Annotated in this window: 14 protein-coding genes and 1 pseudogene; all 15 read right to left on the reverse strand. The window is 38.9% G+C overall.

The genetic code is table 11. The features are described from left to right. Positions 1 to 682 precede the first annotated feature (682 nt). Positions 683 to 1,393, reverse strand: coding sequence for a phycobilisome rod-core linker polypeptide (locus ACP6PM_RS10620; RefSeq protein WP_426584404.1), 711 nt, complete (start codon positions 1,391 to 1,393; stop codon positions 683 to 685). A gap of 621 nt (positions 1,394 to 2,014) precedes the next feature. Next, on the reverse strand, positions 2,015 to 3,580 hold the full coding sequence (locus ACP6PM_RS10625) for a chlorophyll a/b binding light-harvesting protein (protein WP_426584405.1): 1,566 nt from the start codon (positions 3,578 to 3,580) through the stop codon (positions 2,015 to 2,017). 2 nt (positions 3,581 to 3,582) lie between these two features. Beyond that, positions 3,583 to 4,614: a chlorophyll a/b binding light-harvesting protein gene (locus ACP6PM_RS10630; protein ID WP_426584407.1), complete on the reverse strand. Its 1,032-nt coding sequence runs from the start codon at positions 4,612 to 4,614 to the stop codon at positions 3,583 to 3,585. Positions 4,615 to 5,266: 652 nt separating this feature from the next. Further along, complete coding sequence (locus ACP6PM_RS10635) at positions 5,267 to 6,376, reverse strand: chlorophyll a/b binding light-harvesting protein (RefSeq protein WP_426584409.1); 1,110 nt, start codon at positions 6,374 to 6,376, stop codon at positions 5,267 to 5,269. A gap of 857 nt (positions 6,377 to 7,233) precedes the next feature. Beyond that, positions 7,234 to 8,937: an L-aspartate oxidase gene (gene nadB / locus ACP6PM_RS10640; protein ID WP_426584411.1), complete on the reverse strand. Its 1,704-nt coding sequence runs from the start codon at positions 8,935 to 8,937 to the stop codon at positions 7,234 to 7,236. A 1,588-nt stretch (positions 8,938 to 10,525) separates the two neighbouring features. Beyond that, positions 10,526 to 11,326 carry an SDR family NAD(P)-dependent oxidoreductase gene (locus ACP6PM_RS10645; protein WP_426584413.1) on the reverse strand — a complete coding sequence of 267 codons (801 nt, stop codon included), beginning with the start codon at positions 11,324 to 11,326 and terminating at the stop codon, positions 10,526 to 10,528. A gap of 196 nt (positions 11,327 to 11,522) precedes the next feature. Next, the gene (locus ACP6PM_RS10650) at positions 11,523 to 12,266 is read right to left on the reverse strand and encodes an isochorismatase family protein (protein ID WP_426584415.1); all 744 of its coding nucleotides are present in this window, start codon (positions 12,264 to 12,266) and stop codon (positions 11,523 to 11,525) included. A gap of 2 nt (positions 12,267 to 12,268) precedes the next feature. Next, positions 12,269 to 13,057 (reverse strand): DUF4058 family protein, encoded by a 789-nt coding sequence (locus ACP6PM_RS10655; protein ID WP_426584417.1) that lies wholly within the window; start codon positions 13,055 to 13,057, stop codon positions 12,269 to 12,271. A gap of 278 nt (positions 13,058 to 13,335) precedes the next feature. Beyond that, entirely contained in the window at positions 13,336 to 14,433 is a 1,098-nt protein-coding gene (locus tag ACP6PM_RS10660; RefSeq protein WP_426584418.1) for a TauD/TfdA family dioxygenase, read from the reverse strand. 186 nt (positions 14,434 to 14,619) lie between these two features. Continuing rightward, complete coding sequence (locus tag ACP6PM_RS10665) at positions 14,620 to 15,396, reverse strand: sulfotransferase-like domain-containing protein (protein ID WP_426584420.1); 777 nt, start codon at positions 15,394 to 15,396, stop codon at positions 14,620 to 14,622. 20 nt (positions 15,397 to 15,416) lie between these two features. Beyond that, complete coding sequence (locus tag ACP6PM_RS10670) at positions 15,417 to 16,484, reverse strand: alcohol dehydrogenase family protein (protein WP_426584422.1); 1,068 nt, start codon at positions 16,482 to 16,484, stop codon at positions 15,417 to 15,419. A gap of 53 nt (positions 16,485 to 16,537) precedes the next feature. Then, entirely contained in the window at positions 16,538 to 16,978 is a 441-nt protein-coding gene (locus ACP6PM_RS10675) for an NADAR family protein (protein ID WP_426584424.1), read from the reverse strand. A gap of 107 nt (positions 16,979 to 17,085) precedes the next feature. Continuing rightward, on the reverse strand, positions 17,086 to 17,940 hold the full coding sequence (locus tag ACP6PM_RS10680; RefSeq protein ID WP_426584425.1) for an SAM-dependent methyltransferase: 855 nt from the start codon (positions 17,938 to 17,940) through the stop codon (positions 17,086 to 17,088). Positions 17,941 to 18,145: 205 nt separating this feature from the next. Further along, positions 18,146 to 18,583 (reverse strand): annotated as a pseudogene (locus ACP6PM_RS10685) (zinc ribbon domain-containing protein); the annotation flags it as partial. Between the two features lie 198 nt (positions 18,584 to 18,781). Next, positions 18,782 to 18,958 (reverse strand): transposase, encoded by a 177-nt coding sequence (locus ACP6PM_RS10690; protein ID WP_426584427.1) that lies wholly within the window; start codon positions 18,956 to 18,958, stop codon positions 18,782 to 18,784. Positions 18,959 to 20,382: the final 1,424 nt, after the last annotated feature.

Here is a 20,382-nt window from a genome sequence, read left to right on the forward strand (position 1 = left end):
GCCATCCCATCCTAACGGACTGCTCCGCAAACGACCGCTTTTTCTCCTTGAAAGGAGAGGCTTTAAACCTTAATTTTTCGGTAATATCAAATCTGCCTAATTCCACATAGATCCAATTACGTTGTAATTAGAATTTAAGCCTATTGATTGTGAGGTTGTTTAATCGGATTTGATATAAAGCATTGGAGTAGTTTATAATCAACACTTGATAGCTAGATAGCAAAAAATAGCTCTCTGTGAAAGTGACAGAAGAGAGCTATCGAGTTTTCGAGATTTATACTAGCAGGACTTACGCAAGCGAACCGAAAAACTCAGTTTTTTCCTAGATGTCTATGTTTCTTATAACACTCCAAAGCCAGCTCATTTCATATGATATGATGTCCGGATAATTAAGTGATAAAAAAGTTTTTGTTTGTAGTAGGGTTTTAGCCCCATCTATCTTAGTGAGACTTACACAAAACAGCAGCCTAAAATAGGCTCAAATATAGGCAGGCAAAGGTTTGTACGTCAAAAAGGTATAAATCCTTAATTATCAAGGGTTTTAGCCATTTTTAGGTCATCGACGTAATTCCCTTGTCTAGACTGACTTTCAGGCATTTTTTCTCCTAGAAAATGTCTAAGTACCATTAGGGCTAAAGCCCTACTACGAGCTTTAATTATCGCTATTTAACCGGACATGATATTACTTAGGTGAAAACACCAAAATTAGAGTAATGGATAACACAGCTAAAGAGAAGATTGACAAAAAGACCAGGGATTTGCGATAAACATTAGCACTGTCATCAAGCACTCCACTAAACTTCCGCAGTTGCCCCGATCGATATAACTGTTTCAGGTAATTACTGTCGTAACGAGCCATCCGAGCAAAGGGTAACTCTCCTTGGGTGCGCTGGGGCAAAATCCGGTGACGCTGGTAGGGAACACAATTATAGCCAAAGTTGTTGTCATATTCTTCGCTTTTTAACAGGGCATCAACAAAACCCTGGAGTCCTTTTGTAGCCAATATTATAGACCAGGCAAGTTTCTCTCGATCATTATAGACTGGGCGTCCTAAAACCCTTTGAATACAAAGCTCGACACAACGATAGTTACTGTTAGTATCATAAATCAGTCGCCGGAATGAGTCTGAAAGCAGTAAACCGCGAATAAAATCCTTAATCGCGAGCTGACCATTGCGAAGTTGAGACTCTAGATAAACCTGTCGATGAGCTGTAATAATTTGTTGCTCGTTGAAAATTTGCCGATAAGCTGCCCATATAATCTCATCCATCTCTGTACCAGTGGGTAGGTTATCCAAAGTGTACTGTATGGGATATTCATCTCCTGGCACATTAAATTCTTGAACTCGATGATTTTGGCTAGATAGTGGATAGTAAAGTAAAGGAATTGTCATTTCAGTTATCAGTTATCAGTTGTCAGTTGTCAGTTATTAGTACCTTCTACTAAAGTAGGAGGCTTGAAACACTAAATTTTCTTTTTTATTATTGGCGAGGTTTATTAAAGAATAGAGTCGATATTGTAGGGGTGAATAGGTATTCTACCCATTGTATGACCAGCAAAGGAGTTATATAAGCCATTTAATATCTCTAGAAAGGAAGTATGGAGGGAGTAGACAGTAGTGGGAATTTATTTTTTGACAAAGTAGGGATAGAACATCTGTTCCGCGAGAGCGTTGGTGGAGCAAGTGCGGCAGCTATATCGCTCTGTTTCTAGAGATTGAAGTTTTATTCATCTGTTGGACAATAGTTAGAATTTTTTGACACCAGCCATTTAATATCTCCAACAATAAAAAATTAAATCAATCCCATACGCAGAAATCATTTATTCTTTATTCTTTCCCCTTACTATCTACTCCCTCTTTTCTGGAGACTCCAAATGGGTTCTATACTACTCCGAAATCAACAAATTTCATATGACTTCTAATATCAAATGCTGGTAAGTAAGTCGAAAAATTTACAAGTCGGTACAATTGATACTTCCTGGGGGTTTAGTCACCAAACCCCTACGAATATCTTCAAACAATTCCTGCTCGCCCAATTTCTAGCAGAATAAAGCAAGCAAAAATTACACCGCCTATTCCACCAATCAGGAAACCAGAAGTAAACAGACTCCAATCCCTATAAGTTTGCAGGTTTTCTGGCAAAACACCCACTGGCTTACCTGAACTTTGAAACACTGCTATTCCATAAACGAATAGACAGATACTTAAAATTACTACTAACCCAGATGCACTGCCAGCTCCAGCTAAAAGAGCTTGGTCGGTGTCGCGCAATGGTCCCAGTTTAAGGAACGGCCCTAATAACAGGTATCCATGAGCCATGCCAATTTCTAGCCCTCGTGCAATGGGAGCTAAACCTTTGCGATAAATTGGTAAGTTTCTCACCCAAGTTATAGTAAGCTGACTGGAGTTAATTGGAGTTGACAGGTTGCCCAACTGGGGCTTGTTTTGGAACGGCTGTACAATACCCGTGACTAGAGATTCGTTATTGAATTGAGTATCTCCATAGAGAGCGCCGGGATTGAACTTCATATTACTGAAGACAAATCCACTAGCGATCGCTCTTGCTCTGAGACCATGCCAAAAGTGACCCGCCAGCAGCAAACAGGCAAAAATGAGTTGGAACAACATCAACCAGGTGCGAGGAGTGATTGTTCCATCAACGTTAGTCACGCCCACAGGACCATAAAATGCTGAGGGATAAACTGTATCATTTACCCAGACAAAGTAGGCTGCGAAAAAGCCCATGTAAGCTAAAGCTGCCTGACTATAGGCAAGATATGCCTCTCCCGACCAAACAAACAACCCTTTAGCCCATTTGGTAGGAGCAGTATTAATATGCCAGAGACCGCCCAAAACACAGATAGCTCCAATCCATATATGACCGCCCACCACATCTTCTAGAGAGTTAACAGCAGCCATACCCTTCAATGTCCAGCCATCAGGAGTGATGCCTACCAGATAGCCGAAGATAGTTTGTGGATTCAGAGTGGGTTCAGTAATTAGTCGCATATTGGCGATCGCCGGATCGTACAAACCACCAGCATAGACAGCCTTAACTACCAGCATCAATGCTCCTATCCCTAATAGCACTAGATGAATACCAAGAATAGTAGTCATTTTTTTCCCATCATTCCACTGATAGCCAAATCCTTTTTCGTCCAGTTTTTCTGGTCCGAGTACGGAATGGTAAATTCCACCCGCTCCTAAAATTGCTGAACTAACTAGATGAACAATACCAATTGCGAGGTAAGGATAGGTATCGATAATTTCCCCGTTTGCTCCAACTCCTATACCCAGAGCAGCCATGTGAGGCAGTAAAATCAGCCCTTGATCGTACATAGGTAAGCTAGGGTCGAATCTAGATAACTCAAATAGAGTCATAGCACCTGCCCACAGTACAATCAATCCGGCATGAGCAATGTGTGCTCCTAATAACTTTCCAGATAGATTAACAAAGCGAAAATTACCTGCCCACCAGGAATAGGGTTCTTGGGAATTAGCAACATAGTTGGTAACATCAACATTATTATCTGTGGAAAAGCCTAAAAACCTTAATGGATTTGATTTAGTTACAGTCATAACTAGCTTACTTCACCTCTTGTATATGTAATTACTCGGCCTTCGGTGAAGCTATAGCCTGCTGCCCGTAAGGCGTGGAATATGTGTCCTTGTAGGAAGAAAAAGCCTAACCAGAAGTGAGCATTGGCTAACCATACTCTTGCAGTTAAGGCTCCATCAGAACTTACAAATACAGGAAAGCGATCGAACTCCAGAATCAAAGTTGGTCCGAAAAATTCTGTGGGAAATACTAGAGAGTTAACAGACACAAACAGTGTGGCTACAAATGCCATTAAGCTTACCGCGCCAATGCTGTAAGATAGATAGGCTTCTCCAGACCATACAAATATGTTTTTAGCCCAACCAAAAGGTACAGAGCTGATATGCCAGAAACCTCCCAAAATGCAGATAGCACCAATCCAAATATGACCGCCTACTACATCTTCTAAAGAGTTGACACCAGCTAGCCAGAAACGCCCTTCTGTACCAAACAGGTAGCCGAAAATGGTTATTGGATTCAGAGTAGGATTCTCAATTACCCGTACATTTTGAATCGCTGGATCGTATAATCCACCAAATGCCATCGCTTTTGCTACAAGTAAGAAAGCACCAATTCCCAACAATACTAGATGGATACCCAGGATAGTCGTCATTTTGCTTGGATTATTCCAATCGTAGCCAAAGAAGGAAAATTTTTCTTCTAGCTTGTCTGGACCTCTGAGAGCATGGAATATACCACCAGCTCCTAAAAACGCCGAACTAATCAAGTGCAGTACCCCAATCACAAAATAGGGATAGGTATCTACAACCGCACCCCCTTCACCAACTCCAATTCCTAAACGAGCTAAATTTGGTAGCAGAATTAATCCTTGCTCGTACATTGGTAAAGAGGTTTCAAAATTTGACACTTCAAACAAAGTAATAGCACCTGCCCAAAGTACAATTAAGCCAGCATGGGCCACATGAGCGCCCAATAGCTTCCCTGATAGGTCAACAAGACGAGCATTACCAGCTCGCCAAGGGATTTGTAGATTATCATCAGTCGCGACAGCCATCGCAATTATTCTCCTTGTTAAATACGATCAAACTTACTTATAGGTTTAACTACATCAGAAGTCAAAAGTCATATCAAATCCAGTAGTATTGGTATCAGAAAAATATTGTAGGGGTTTGGTTACCAAACCCTTACCAAATTTCGAGTTTTTGCCTCTTGAATGAATCTCCCAACTCCAAAGTAAGCGGATTTGATATCGTCAGTAGGGGGTGAATAGCCATTCTCCCATACATTCGCAGCACGAACTAAATTTGACAGGTGAATGTCTTAACTGCCTGGTGGCTGCTATAACTTTTTATAGCGCTACGCATTAAGGTATTTGACATTTATAGGACTTACGCATGAACCCTATTGGTAGTGAAGTATTTCATCTTAAATGATGCAATAGGAAGTTGGCCTGAGATTGCTTTCCTGACGGAATGCTCCGCAAACACTGCCGTTGGCAATGACAAATCTAACGCACTATTTTAGGTGAAACAGTCCAGTAGGGTGTGTTAGCGCCAGCGTAACGCACCAAAGCACTATATATAGAGCCTTTGCGTAAGTCCTGATTTATTTATCTTGAAACCCTTTGACAGTTTACTATTCCCTATTCCCTAGCGCATAGCGCTATAATTTTGACTTTTAACTTCCCATCGCGCTTTACTTTTTGATCAAGCAGTTCTTATAGGTTTAACATTCTTAGCCATAAAGTTAGAGAAGGTTCCATAAGATATGCCACGAGTAGCAGCACGCGCTCGGTTGGCGTGCCATAAGTGTCCTAGTAAGGCGAGAAAACCTAACGCTGCATGAACGCTGGCAAGACTAACCCGCACATAGTCACTCCCAATAGGGCCATAAAATAGACTGGGATAAACAATTTCGTTGGTGGAGACGAAGACACTCACGCTGAAGCCGGCGATCGCTAGTGCCCCCAAACTGTAAGACAGGTAAGCTTCTCCAGACCAAATCAGTATCTTTTTTGCCCAACCCGTAGGCTTGGAAACAATGTGAAACAGACCGCCAAAGATACAAAGTATGCTCACCCAGACATGACCACCGATAACATCTTCCAGATTATCAACGCTAGCCATGCCAGCGATCGTCCAACCATTAGGGCTAAAGCCAAACAAATAGCCAAAAATTGTTACAGGATCTAGGTTTGGTTGTACCAGTCGCACCTTTTCTATTAGTGGGTCATAAATACCGCCTAAAGCTGTTGCTTTAATCACCAGTAATGCTGCTCCCAGTCCTAATAGCACTAGATGAATACCCAGAATTGTTGTCATCTTATTGCCGTCTTTCCAATCGTAGCCAAAGCCTTTTGGGTCAAGCTGTTTTGGCCCTAAAACCGCATGATAGATACCTCCTGCCCCCAAAACAGCAGAGCTAATTAGATGCAGCATACCGATAACATAGTAGGGATAGGTGTCGATCGCCTGCCCACCTGCTTCGATACCAATACCTAATGTTGCCAGATGGGGTAGTAAAATTAGCTTCTGCTCGTACATTGGTAAGCTGGGGTCAAAGTAGGATAACTCGAACAGAGTCATTGCACCTGCCCATAGCATAATCAAGCCAGCATGGGCTACATGGGCACCCAGTAATTGCCCAGACAGGTCTTTGAACCGGATATTGCCTCCTAGCAGGGGTGCGCCTTCCTCTTCAGTGGCCTCAAAAGACCAGCCTAGCGATCGCCATGCAGGTATCCAGAAAATTCCTCTGCTGTTACTTGTAGATTCAGGTGTTTCAACAGTCCTGCTGTCTTCATTTAATGTTTGCATAGAAATTCTATCCTCAATCTGACGGATATCAGCTTAAGAAGGCTCAATAGTAGTCCTAAATTATTAAAAAAACATCCTAATAACATAATCAAGAATTAAAATCAGATTCCTTTTACCTTAACCTGTTTTTTTGTTTTAGGATACAGCCAAAATAGAACTACTATTTGAGTTTTATTATCAATAAATTTATTTCAACATAAAAAAGAAGTTTTATCAATAAGTAGGATGTTAATTTTTATTAAGAAGTATGAGTAAGGTACAATTCTATAACTAAGATTAATTACTGATTTCTATATCAGTAATCAAAAGTAGTGGTTAGGCAATTGGTAGTCAGCTTTTCAGTTCGCATAATGCACAAGAAACACTAAAATAAATTGCTCCATGCTTACAAATTTGCTTCTTTCACTTGCAGCATTCAAAGCAAACAAAGATCGCGCAGACAGTGGACGATAGCCCAACTGCAATCAATGCGATCCATGAACATTTGAAAGTATCAAAGTATTGCTGCTCTTAACCACTACCCAAATTTAGGCAAGCTGATCAAATATTTACCGAAAAATTCAAGGTATAAAGCCTCTCCATTCATGGATAAAAAGTGGTCGTTTCGGCTAACGCCATATCCAATCGACCAAGAGAAGAAAAAAATTCCTTTTAGCCCAATCCTCTTGTTTATAAGAAGAGGTAATTATTAATTATTGGTATTGGTGAAATAAGGTATGAAATTCGTATCGAAGTAAGATTGATAGTAAGAAAAAAAGCTCTTTTAACTACTGACTACTGTACGGGCGATTCGCGAATCGCCCGTACTAAAAATCATACAATCATTCACCAACGCCTAATTATTAATTGTTGAAACTTCAACTACTTATACTTTTGATTTTCAAGCGTTCAGGTTTCATCTTGGTTGGTGACTTCCACAAGCGATCGCCCTGCATCAAAGTATGTAAATTCCAATCATTAGAAGTTTTTGGATAATCACTACGATAATGTCCGCCTCTACTTTCAGCGCGGGATAAAGCACTTTTGAGAATTAAATAACCCAGGTCTAAAAGATTTAGTGTTTCTGCAACCGTTCGCAATTGCTGTTCAGCATTAGTAGAATTTAATTCGATCGTCTGGTTAGGCAAGAGATTAGTTAAAAATTTAACTATATCTAAACTTGCCAAACTATCTCGCCAGCGATTAACTTGATATAGTGCCTGATTTAATAACTCTCCTTGACGAGAAATTCCTGCACTTTCCCACATCAAATTTGGTAACATTTGCCGGATCGCCTCTATCTCTTCCATCTCCTTATTCCAGTCATAGTTTACCTGATAAATATCAGAATCTGGTGCAACTAAATTTGGCTCAATTTCAATTTGAGATAGTTGAGAAGCAAATACTAAACATTCTAACAAAGAATTACTAGCTAAACGATTTGCTCCATGAACCCCTGTACTTGCTGTTTCTCCAATTGCATAGAGTCCGCGAATCGAAGTCTGACTCATTAGATCGCAAGCAATTCCACCCATCCAATAATGAGCAGCAGGAGAAACTGGAATAGGTTCTTGAAAAACATCAATACCCCATTGTTGACAGACATTGATAATATTGGGAAAACGATAGCGAATACGGTCTCGGTCAATTGGTCGCAAATCTAAATATACATTATCACGAGTGGGGTCGCTAGAGGTTTTGCGCAAGTGATGAAAAATAGCTCGACTGACAACATCCCTGGGAGCTAACTCTCCAGCAGGATGATAGTCAAAGGCAAAACGGTAGCCTTTTTCATCAACGAGATGCGCTCCCTCCCCTCGCACTGCTTCGCTAATCAAAAAATGAGGCGCTCTTGGTTTAGTTAAGGCAGTGGGATGAAATTGGAAAAATTCCAAGTCTCTTAAAACCGCTCCTGCACGCCACGCTATGGCAGTTCCATCCCCCGTACTGACTGCCGGGTTAGTAGTTTGAGCAAATATTTGACCCCCTCCACCTGTGGCGAGAACAACTACAGAAGATTTTAACCACTGAATTTTACTTTGAAGGAGAAGACTAATTCCTTGAGCCCGGTTTTTTTGTGGACTTAGCCATAAACTCAATGCTAATGCTTGAGAAATAACCTGAATGTTTGGACGTTCTAGAACTTTAGCTATGAGTGTATCAATAATAGCTCGACCTGTGGTATCTGCGGAATGAAGTACGCGGGGACGAGAGTGAGCAGCTTCTAAAGTCATTGCCAGTTTTTCTCCTTTGTGGTCGAAGGCAACTCCCATTTCTACTAAATGGGCGATCGCCTCTGGAGCATTCTCCACCATAAATTTTACTGCTTCTTGGTCACACAAACCCACACCAGCTTTAAGGGTATCTTCTAGGTGTAAAAATGGATTATCCGATGGGTCAACAGCAGCAGCAATACCTCCCTGAGCATAGTTACTTGAACCCATGTTTATGGTATTTTTAGTAACTAAGGCGACTCGGAGGTAAGTAGGTAAACAAAGGGCAGCATAAAGTCCTGCTGCACCAGAGCCTACTACTATAACGTCAAAGTGGGGAGAAATACTTGGAGATTTTAATCTTGGCATTCGTAAAAGTATGTTTTGATATAGAATAACTTGGTGTACAATTTTTATGAGCAATCTCTCTGCCGGAGATGATTCAAGCAGATATAGCAGTTTGTGTCAAAGTTAAGTGCATTACCCCACCTTGAAAGCAAGACAAGATAGGGAAAACAAGAAAATTGACTACTATATAGATGAATTTTAATTGCTATAGCTATATTTATCGCTATAATTACGACAATATCCCCCATATCCAAATTCAGGATGGGGTATAAAAAAAATGTTGCTCCCAACAGTTAAATATTAGAGATATTATAATTGATTTCTTCTTCTTCAGCTACTTTATTTTATACTTTTTTTCTTTTATGAAATAATCGTCTCGATAAATTTAAGTTATATGCCTTATCATACTTTAGTAAAAGTAAAAATAAATTGCCATTACTAATTTAATTCAACTAATTCAACCCAAGCTGCTTATGGCCATACTTCAAGCAAAATGTATATTATATCCGGTTCAATAGTTATAAATAACAAGGGAGGAGTCAGGAGTCAGGAGTCAGGAGAGAAGAAGAGGAAGTTTGAAGATATTAAGATGATCAAGTTTTTTGATCACTAATTATCTGGACACAATATTATATAGAATCCGGTTGAATAAGTAGGTCAGTGTTGAAAATTATCGTTATGAAAAGGCAGGAGGCAGAGGGCAGAAGGCAGAATGGAAGAGAGTTTTGAACAAATTTACTTTTCGTTACATACTTCTGTTTTTTTGCACCGTTCTACTTAGTGATCGATAATTTAGCGGGGAGTAGGGAGACAGGAAAAAAGGGAAATTATAGAGTGGATAGGCTTTTTCCATATTGCACTTCAACCGACTTAATCTGATTCATAATCTGGTAATTATGTAGATGTAGTTATATTTATCACTAAACCGTTCTTAGAAACCTATGATTATCTATGTAAATCTATGATTTTATATAAATAATCTGTTCTATTCCTGCTTGACTCTGGCAACGTCGGCGTTATCCAGTCCACAGGCTGTCGCGGTCGTTCGCGTCAGCGGAGCGTAGCTCTTACTGACCGCCTAATCGCTAGATTTAAACTAGCATTCAAATATCGTTCGCGCTAGCGTTGCGGAGCAATCACAACTGAAATGGCAGTGTTCGCACTGGAACACTCTCTGTGACAAATACAGAGACTCTTTAACAGTTCCACACCTACGCAGTTAAGTTTTGAATCCAAGTAGTATAAACAGATAATCCAAGATTTTTATAGATAAAACCAGATTTTAGCCAACAGTGAAAAGCCCTTTTCACTGTTAGGAGCCTAACTGAAAAAATCACTACTTGTACAGCACTACTAATAATCTTGAATTAGAGCAATTACCAAAAATAATGCAAATCCGCTTTCTGTGCCGTTCGATCACAGTGATACTACCAGATTTGGTAATTACAGAGAAGAGATGTTAAATTCAACATCTTTTTTTTGATTGTTGATGTTGAATATTTGGAGTTTACTATTAAAATCAATTTATGGGAATCCGGTAATACTTCACCCACAAATACTAACACTTTTTCCTAATTAATTGCTGATTTTCAATGAGTAAAAGTCTAGATCAAGCATTTATCAACCCCATCTGACGCTTCCATTTTTCTTTGATTGTGTGATAGTCGTTGTAATATTCTTCTGGATTAAATCCTGGCAAAATTTCATAAACATCTATTTCTTGCCATAGAGGTTGTAAACTTTCAATGACTGGCATAGATTGAACAACAATTTTTTCTGGTTTTAACCAATATTGTTTTTCTTCAAGACTTACATTAGGGCGCAACTTATTTTCATTACCCGTATCTGTGGTACTAACATTAATAAAACGTCCCCTAATTAATCCTTTCCACTCTTCTGATTTAGCTAAGTCTTTAATATATTGGCGTAAAGTATCCTTAGCATAGGTATAAGAGCGCCAAAACGGGATTTTGTATCGATCGCTAATGGAACCAAAACCACAAAGGGCGAGAGTTATTTTCCGCCCGCCCTGATGTTCTTTATTAAGTTTTTCTACTAGGGGGTTGACTACATTCAGAAAAGTATGGTAGTTTGATGAGAATACTTCATCATCTATTTTGTGGGGATCTTGGTTGAGATGAGGGAGAGACTCTAGGTCTTCATATTTGAATTTACCTACACCATGCACCAAGATTAGATCGGAAACTTCACTAAGGTCTAATTGTTCGATCGCTTCCCTAGTTCTTTTTTCATCTAGCAGATCGACTTTAAATTGTATAACTTCGGTGGTTTCTAAATTGCTCCGGGAAAGAGCCACACATTTTGTATTTTCTTCTTTTAAAAAATGTTTGAGGTAGCAACCTCCAACAGCGCCACCTGCACCCGTGACAATTGCTAATCGAGTATTCATAAATTTGTTTCCTCTATATTTTTTATTTTTAATGTATATTAGTATCCTAAAGTGGGACTATAGTAATTTGCTCAATATCACTTTTGCTATTTCCAATTTACTTGATAAAAGTAGGATTCAACCTCTAGGTCTAAAAATTCAAGTTTTATCTTAAATACCAAATCCTACCTTCATTTTTAAGTAAGTGAATCAGCTTCTAAAGCTGAATAGTAGAAGCAATGAATGCACCACGTTCGGCCATTGTATATAACCCTACATGGTGAGATACTTTCTGTGGATGAATAGCAGTTTTGGGTAAACCTTGTTCTGCTGCCATTTCTGGTGTCAGATCGAAGGTAGCACAACCTTTATCATATACAGCCACATTTTTTAAAGTTGCTGCTAAACCATGATTACGAACCGACAGAATAGTAACAACGAAGTCCATCACACAGATATCAGTACAAATTCCTACTACAACTAAGGCTTCAAGTTTGTATTCATTTATCCAGTTTAACAATACATTACGTTGGGTATCAACGTCAATAGAACCTATAAATCCATTAATACAATCCTTGGGAACCAATGTTGCTAGGGGGTTATCGTGTAACCATTTAAGTTCAGGAACAAGTTCTTCTTCTCCCGTACCCTTTTCACAATGTGGAGGATAAGGGGGTTCGGGTTTTCCTGGTTCATGGGTATCTAAAAAGGCTAGTACAGGCCAACCTCTTTCGACAAAAGTCCGAGCTAGGTGATCGCTTTCTAAGACCATTGTGGCAATTTGTTCGTCCGGTTCTTGGGGAGCCAATGGGCCAAAGCCAACTGTACAAAAACCATTAAGTACATCTACTACAACTAATCCGGTGGGGCGATCGCCAACAACATAAGGTTGTGGGTCAATAGGTAAAGCAGTTTGAATAGTTGCTAAGGCAGGATCGGGAGTCGCTAGAGTTGTTGTCATATTCATCTTAATCCTCGTTTTTTCAAGATATTTTCTGCCCAAATTTCATCAGTTTTTGATAAAGCAGGAATAATTTTTTGTTGGTAGTCAATGATTAAATCATACCGTCCTTGGTCATAAACTTGATGTAAAATACTTTGTAAATCTAGAATAATATCTGAATCTTCTGGACGTAGAGGTAAAGTAAAAACAGGAATCATATCTGGAATGTTAAAAGCATAGAGATGTGCTTGAGGACGTTGATTACTAGGACTCACTAAAATGCAATAGTCACGTTCTATATTTTGATTTAAAGTAATCATTGAATTCCCTTGACGTAGCAAATCTATTTCTACAAAATTTGTGTAGCTACTTAAAATAAGCTGACGTTTTTTTTCGTATTTTATCCGACCTTCTCCTGAATTTTTATTGATAGGGGAAAGAATTTCAATTGCCGTAACAACTTCTCCCGTGCCAACTCTCCTAACTTCTAGATATCCTTGTTTAATTGTTTGTGTCAGAGCAAGTTCTATGGTTAAAGGTTGAGTAGAAGGTACTGCAACAGCGACATTAGACTCAGGAGATTTGATGGAAGTTTCAGCACTTTTAGCAATGATATTATCGGGAATACCAATAAGTGTAGACTTTTCCCCACTGGTTTCATAAATTCGCACTTCTACCGCAACAACGTATTTAGGGGCTAACTGTTGGTTTAATAAGCGAGCAATTTCCGTAATTAGCCAATGATGTACACTTGACCAATAGGCTGAATCTTCTAAATAGGGATTCATTCCAGGGAAAGGTGAGGGCATGGTGATATATGAAAGTATTTTATACCAATTATATCAAAAGTTTTAGAGCTGATTTATCCAATTTTAATTAACAGGACTTACGCAAAAGATAGAATTATACACAATATGTAGGGGTTAACCGCCGTTAACCCCTACTAGATAGCGGTGCGACCCCGCGTCGGCGTAAGACGCAAGCGGTCAGATCCCGCGTCGGCGTCAGACGCAAGGGAATGCTGACCAAGAGAGGGAACGCGCACCAAGAGATGGTGGTTCTGCGTAAGTCCTGACAATGTATCATCTTAAGCAAACAATATGTGTTTAAACTGATGAAATTTAGCTTGTCTAATCAACAAATCCCAATCTATATATGCCGTTTCAAGATGTCTAGAACTTGAAGCAGGCTCGAAAGCTGTTCTTCCGTGCAGTATCCTGGAATTTTGTAATAGTATAGCCTCTCCTGGTTTTAGATAATGGTGATATTGGTAAGTTGGATTTTTTAAGTAACCGAAGAAGGTTGAGTAAGCTTGATAAAAAGACTCTACTAGATCGCAAGGTACATTGCGGACACAGTTTTTATGGCTGAAGCAGATTTCGGAAACTTCACCCTGGGGATCGAGTTTCAAAATTGGCGTTGTTCGAGAGAAATAATTTTGCTCCTCAAGGTCAATAAGCCTAAACTGGACTGGAGTTTGGACTAGAATTTCAAAATAGTCGGGATGATTTTGGCGAAAGTCTGTAGCTATACGAAAACCATCTACAACAATTGACTCACCACCTTTAGTATCCTGTTGCACGCAATAGAGAACCTGCAAGAGCTGTCCCAGATTCATATAAGAAAAATCAGTGTGGGGCGTCAAAGTATCACCGCTAGAGTAAGCTATATCTTTAGAACCTGGCTTCACTTTAACTGAAGAGAATCGTCCCCATACGGTTTCGTGGATTGCTCCAAGGTTAGAAAGAAAAGGTTCTAATTTTTCAAAAGTTATGTTTTTTAAAACAACAAATCCTAAGCTTAAAAGCTGTTCCATCCATGACTCAGAAGTACATGAAGTAGCATCAAATAATTCTGGTGGATTTGCCTCTAGACAAACTTTATCCCATAGAACAACATCGTTGTTCGATTCAAGCATGGATTTTGGAACTTGACTATTATTTATCAACCAGGAGATTGGAAAGATGCTTTGGTGAGGAGGGTTTTCATTCCAAATAATTTTCAATTCTTCATCTTTTTTCTCTATGAATAAAGGTTTTGGAGGTAAGGTACAATCGCTAATATCGTAAATTCTCCCACCAGAAATTGGATCGCGACATTGGGAGCATAAGCAATTATCTCTCAACCAAGTAAAGTGAAATCGCTTACCGTCAACTGTTAAAAATTGCTCTTGTTTTCTTTTCATTGGCTATTTTAAACTCAGATGATTACATTCAGACTCTTTTTAGAATAGAATTCCAGTCCTTCATATTGTTAAAGTAAAGTAAGATTGTATTTTTATCTAGTACAATTTAGGGCGTTGCTGATTTTGAGTATGATTTGTATTTTTTGGTAATTGCTAAACTATTGAATAATAACTATTTCAGATTGTTCAATTTTTATTTTCATACCTTGATTCAGCAACGCCCAATTTAGCAGGTTTAATACAATATTCATTAAGTTTTTGGTAGTAGGGGAAATTAATTTCATAAGCCTGTTTTAAATATTCATTATCTTTTATATCTAAGTATTTCTTGTTTTCTTGCTCTTTGAATCCAGAACTTGACTTCAGGTAAGTGTGACACCTACCATTTTCAAACCAACTTACTTCAGGTCTTTCACTGGGTTTCCAGTATAAAGCTTGAGGAATAAAAGGGATACCAACAGCGTTACAATAAGCTTTGACAGTTGCTTCAGGATTCCTTATCAAGTCATCCGAGTTAATAACCACCGGAACTTTGTCATTGATTTCCATCACCCGTTCAAACAACTTATAGAGTTCGGTATAGCCTGCTTCTTCAAGGGTAAAATCAGACCACACATCAAAAAGTGAAGGGAGTGCTTTGGCTGGGTGTCGAATGATAAAAGTGCTTTCAAAGCATGACAAAAATGCCTCATCAAGCAAAGGATTTATATGAGTAGCCATATCTTTGATAAAGACAGCTTGATGACTTACTTGTTGCTGTAGCCTTTGCCAGATAGCTTCACAATTGTGTTCAGGCTGCGGTCTTATATGAGCGGAGCGGTCACTTATACGATCTTCGCTGTTGTAATAGGCCAGCCCAAATGGCTCGTGTAAAACAAAAAAGTCTCCTCTTTCCTTCATCATGCACTCGAATGCAGTTGATGTAGAACGGGGATGTGCCCATAAAGCTAAGATTTTTTTCATATTTTGCCTTTTGAATTATATTAGACGGAAAGACTAATAATAACTTTACCAAAAAAACTTTTTGTTTGAAAAAATTGTTGAGCATCCTTAATTTCAGACAAGGGAAATACCTTAGCAACTAAAGGTTTTAATAGACCTTTTTCCAAATATTCAACTAATCTTTGAAATACCTCAGATTCTAGGCGCGTTGCTCCAATCATCTCTAAATCTTTATAAATCAAATCTCGTAAATCTAGAGAAACCATTGGATTACCAATTGCTCCACAGGAAACATATCTTCCTCTTGGTTCCAGAGATTTAATCATCAAATTAAAATAATCTCCTCCTACTACATCCAAAGCAACAGTAATTTTATGTTGAGCTAAATTAGACTCTAATGAATTATCTCGTCGATAGACATAATCAGCACCTAAATCTTTAGTAAAAGCTTCTTTATTTGCTCCAGCAATTGCAATAACCTTAGCACCACGAATTTTACTTAATTGAATTAAAGCACTACCTACACCACCGGAAGCTCCCATAATTACAACAGTATCTGTAGCTCCAATTCTGCCTTTAGTCAGCATATTTTCTGCTGTAGAATAAGCACAGGGAAATGTAGCTAGTTCAATATCAGAAAGTGGCGAATTAATTGGATAAATATTAGTAGCAGGAACTACTGTATATTGAGCAAAGCCCCCATCTAATTCACTCCCAATATATTGATAATCATTGGGGTTTTCACTACGAATCCAACTATCAACTATAACCCTTTTCTGGAGAAGTTTTGAATCTACATTTCCTCCAATTTCAACTACTTCACCAACAAGATCAGCACCTTGTATTCTGGGAAACTGGGTACTATGTTGTGTCCAGCAAGCCGAATGATTGGGGTCATTTTCTTTGTTATCTTGGAGAATAGCTTGAAAATTATCCTCCGCAGCATACCAACCAGTTCGAGTATTAATATCTGTATTATTGACTGAACAAGCTCCCACTTTTATCAATACTTCTCCCTCTTTCGGGACTGGTTTAGGAACTTGGGTATAGACCAGTTTTTCTGGTCCACCAAATCCCGTGAGAATAACCGCATTCATTAAATCAGTCATTTCAGTTATTTCAGTTATTAGTTATCAGTTATCAGCAGTACCTCTATGAATAATTAATTATTCTGTAACCTATTCCGTACTTTCATCAATATTTCTCCCAAACGATTTTTCCCACTCCCATCTTTACCACATCCCCAATAATAATCTTGAGGAGCATTTTCTACTATTAAATCTTCCCCCGTACTCAGCAAAATTTCGCCAATATCCCTATGAGTTTGAAATTTACAAACTAAACCTCGTTCCATCACATCTTCTTTAATTTCCTCCCAGTCTTTGCGGAGGGGACGACTACGCTCTCGTCCCATTTGAGCAGCATCTGCGGGAGTTTTGGCCAATCTAATTTCTTCCAGATGCTGAGTCCCCACAAATTTTTGGGCTTGGAAATAATGCTCTGAAGTTGGCCACCAGAGTCCATCAAGTTCAAAAGTGTGGGGGGAAAAGTTAGAGAAACAACCATAAGGCTGTTCTGTTTCATCAAAAAAGTAAATAGTCATTTCAGTTATCGGTTATCATATCAAATCCGGATAATTACTATACCTAAGTCCGCAGCGACTTACACTCTATGGAAGGAAGCAATCTCAAGGATTGAGGAGATTGCTTCCTATCGTCGCAATGACAAACTGTTCAAACGGAAGTGTAAAATCCCCCATTGCATATATCCCTGTTCGTAACGTTCGATCCAAGGTTGAATGCTATTTAAAGTTTTATCGACAAATTCCGTTGAAGTCAATTTTACTACTTCATTGTACCTTTTCTGTACTTCTTCCCCAAAACGTCGATAATGGATCGGCACATTTTGGGAAAAATCCATAAAATGTAATTCCTCAAAACCTAACTCTTTTGCTGTTTGACTGTAAAAAAGGTAAGACCCCATATCACTAATTCCCAGACGGTCAAAAGCAGGTTGCAATGCTCCTGGGGGACAAATTTCGCTTTGCATGGGGTCGGTGAAAATCAATTCGCCCCCTGGTTTTAAGACTCTTTTAATTTCTTGGAAAACTAGACGGCGATCGCCACTATGCAAAATAGCATCCTGAGACCAAACAATATCAAAGGAGTTGTCTGGATAGGGAATATTCTCAAAGCTTCCTTGAGTCACTTTTACCAAGCGGTCTAAGTTTTGTTCTTGGTTAAGTTGGCTATTACGTTGATTTTGCAACTCACTTAAATTGAGGCAGCAGACGGAACAGCCGTAGGTTTTCGCCAAATACCGAGCTGCCCCTCCATATCCAGCTCCCAGGTCAATAACTCGTGAATTTTGGTCTATTTTTGCCAGAGTTTGGGCAATGGTTTCGACAGTACGCAGGGAAGCGTCGTGAATTGCTTCGTCTGGTTGGGTGTAGATGCCATAGTGAATATGTTCCCCTCCCCAGATGGCAGCGTACAATTTGTCGGTTTCGGTACTATCGTAATATTGTTGGGCAATTTTTACTGCTTCTGTCATTATACTTTCCATTGTAATTGTATCCGTACGAGAGCGTAACTTAACTACAAATGTCTAATTGTGTTGAACTTTGTCCAATTATTTTAATACTGTCGATCGCTCTACAACTATGACTTCAGGCTTATTATAGTCGATCCACTCCAACAATACATTACGTTGAGTATCTATGTCAATAATTATTCGTTGACATCCTCGCCGGTTTTAGGCACGGGGATTCCTAGCGAGCCGTAGCTCCTCGGCGAGTTGACGTCTCACAGGCTGCTGCACCCACCCCTCTTGCTCCCCTCCCGGGAGGGGATGGGGGTGGGTTACGCTTGCCTCCACGTCCGTTTCTTGCTCCGCGTTCCCTTGCGCCTTTCGGCGGCGCGGGTTCGGTGCGCTTTTTTGTCTTGGACTGCCCGCCCGCGACTAATATATTTATTGCTGCATTCTTGTCTCTGTCGTGTTTTGCACCACAATTGAGACATTCCCACTCGCGAATTGATAAATCTAATTTTCCACCTTTGAAACCACAGCATGATCATTGTTGAGAAGTAGGCTCCCAACGACTAATTACTCTAAAATCACGACCGTGTTTCTCTGCTTTTCCTTCTAACAGGGTTCGGAATTGTCTCCACCCTAAATCTGAAATAGCTCTGGATAATTTGCGTTCTCTTGGTGCGCATTCCCTCTCTTGGTCAGCATTCCCTTGCGCCTGTCGGCGACGCGGGGTCTGACCGCTTGCGACTTGCCTATGCGCAGAGGAGCTGCCTATGCGCAGAGGAGCTTCGCTAACGCTTTTCATGTCGGCGACAGCCGAAACGCTAACGTCGTCGCGGGGTCGCACCGCTTTTTTACTATACCAGATACATTGTCATACTTCTAAAACAATTGTTTGGTTTTCACGAATTATTTCAGTGGATAATTTATGTAGAAAATCTGTTCTGGTATCTTTTAATTTGGCATGAAATTTAGCTACTCTCAGTCTGGCTTTTTCATATCGTTTCGACCCTCTAGTTTTATTAGACTCAGCAATCGCTCTATTTTCCATGGGCTATATCATGCGCTATATATAGTGTCTTTGCGTAAGCCCTGATAAGTCGAATGAGAGATGCGTAGTCACTAAAATCTAAAAGCGGTAGTACTTCAATAAATTGAAATTTGGTAGATACCAGAGGTGGAAAGGTATATATATTCCCAGATTTTTAACTGACAAATAGTTATCTTAATTACTTCCTCTCTATTCCCTATTCCCTCCATACCTATTCCCTGTTCCCAGTTAAGTGTTCCCTATCTCCTTTTTATCTTTCCTTTACAAACAGTCTATGAGATCTATTTAAAAAGAGAGTGAGAGATGGTGGGAAGTAGTGGGAGCATCCTCGTCCCGTACCATTAGGAGTATTTTTTAACATTTTTTTTAGCAATAATCTTTAATTTTTATTTTACAAATTAGCTCAAACTTATATTCGTCAAGCTGTTTGGATTTTCCTAATTTTTTTTTGTACCTATAGATACCAAAAATCGTCATAATAATTATCTATTAATTATCAACAGTAGTTTTAACTATATAGGAGTTTGCTTGGTCTCAGACTGTATATTTCCCCATTAAGAATAAATAAAATCTATGTGTATTGGGATTAACTAAAGATTAGTGTCCATCTATCATCTATTACTGATAGTAAATTTTTCTGCATTGTAAATCAGTAATAAATTCTCGAAAAATATTGAAAGAAACTCCCTGAGATTTAATTTGTATTTATTCCTGAATCTTTGCTTAATTTATTAGTAAAGAATAAATAAATAAACACTACTTAATTTAATTCTATTAGAGACTGTTTGTAAAGGAAAGATAAAAAGGAGATAGGGAACACTTAACTGGGAATAGGGAGGAAGAAATCAAGACAACTATTTGTCAGTTAAAAATCTAGGAATATATGTACTTTTCCACCTCTGGCATCTACCAAATTTCAATCTCTTGAAGTACTACTGCTTTGATATTTTAGTCACTATTTGCTCTCTTAATACTTATTTTACAAACAGTCTCTTATGTAGCTTAATTCAAAAAAATTATGCCCGAATCTTGACCAGAAAATAAAGTCTCAAGCTTCCCCTTTCAAGGGGATGAAAAAAAGAAAATTCAGCATTTCAAGCCTCCGACTGAAGTAGTGGGACTTACACAATTTATGGGCAGAAAAATGCTTGAAAGTCAGTCTAGACAAGGGAATTACGTCAAAGCTCTAAAAATGGCTAAAACCCTTGGTAATAAAGGAATTATACCTTTTCGACGTAAAAACCTCTAGCTGTCTATATTTGAGCCTATTTTTTGCTAATTTTTTGTGTAAGTCCCCGTAGGAGGTACTGATAACTAATAACTGATAATTGATAACTTATAACTGAAATGACATAGTAATTAATATCGATTCCTCATGGTAAAAATATGGTTGCTTGACATAAAACATGTAATATGTTAATAAA

Source organism: Dapis brunnea BLCC-M229 (assembly GCF_050015995.1).
Lineage (GTDB): Bacteria > Cyanobacteriota > Cyanobacteriia > Cyanobacteriales > Microcoleaceae > Trichodesmium.

Coding starts and splice junctions, on each gene's coding strand:
- ACP6PM_RS10680 (WP_426584425.1), bottom strand. CDS start 17,940: ATGGAAAGTATAATGACAGAAGCAGTAAAAATTGCCCAACAATATTAC.
- ACP6PM_RS10670 (WP_426584422.1), bottom strand. CDS start 16,484: ATGACTGATTTAATGAATGCGGTTATTCTCACGGGATTTGGTGGACCA.
- ACP6PM_RS10650 (WP_426584415.1), bottom strand. CDS start 12,266: ATGACAACAACTCTAGCGACTCCCGATCCTGCCTTAGCAACTATTCAA.
- ACP6PM_RS10665 (WP_426584420.1), bottom strand. CDS start 15,396: ATGAAAAAAATCTTAGCTTTATGGGCACATCCCCGTTCTACATCAACT.
- ACP6PM_RS10675 (WP_426584424.1), bottom strand. CDS start 16,978: ATGACTATTTACTTTTTTGATGAAACAGAACAGCCTTATGGTTGTTTC.
- ACP6PM_RS10630 (WP_426584407.1), bottom strand. CDS start 4,614: ATGGCTGTCGCGACTGATGATAATCTACAAATCCCTTGGCGAGCTGGT.
- ACP6PM_RS10660 (WP_426584418.1), bottom strand. CDS start 14,433: ATGAAAAGAAAACAAGAGCAATTTTTAACAGTTGACGGTAAGCGATTT.
- ACP6PM_RS10690 (WP_426584427.1), bottom strand. CDS start 18,958: ATGGAAAATAGAGCGATTGCTGAGTCTAATAAAACTAGAGGGTCGAAA.
- ACP6PM_RS10625 (WP_426584405.1), bottom strand. CDS start 3,580: ATGACTGTAACTAAATCAAATCCATTAAGGTTTTTAGGCTTTTCCACA.
- nadB (WP_426584411.1), bottom strand. CDS start 8,937: ATGCCAAGATTAAAATCTCCAAGTATTTCTCCCCACTTTGACGTTATA.
- ACP6PM_RS10645 (WP_426584413.1), bottom strand. CDS start 11,326: ATGAATACTCGATTAGCAATTGTCACGGGTGCAGGTGGCGCTGTTGGA.
- ACP6PM_RS10635 (WP_426584409.1), bottom strand. CDS start 6,376: ATGCAAACATTAAATGAAGACAGCAGGACTGTTGAAACACCTGAATCT.
- ACP6PM_RS10620 (WP_426584404.1), bottom strand. CDS start 1,393: ATGACAATTCCTTTACTTTACTATCCACTATCTAGCCAAAATCATCGA.
- ACP6PM_RS10655 (WP_426584417.1), bottom strand. CDS start 13,057: ATGCCCTCACCTTTCCCTGGAATGAATCCCTATTTAGAAGATTCAGCC.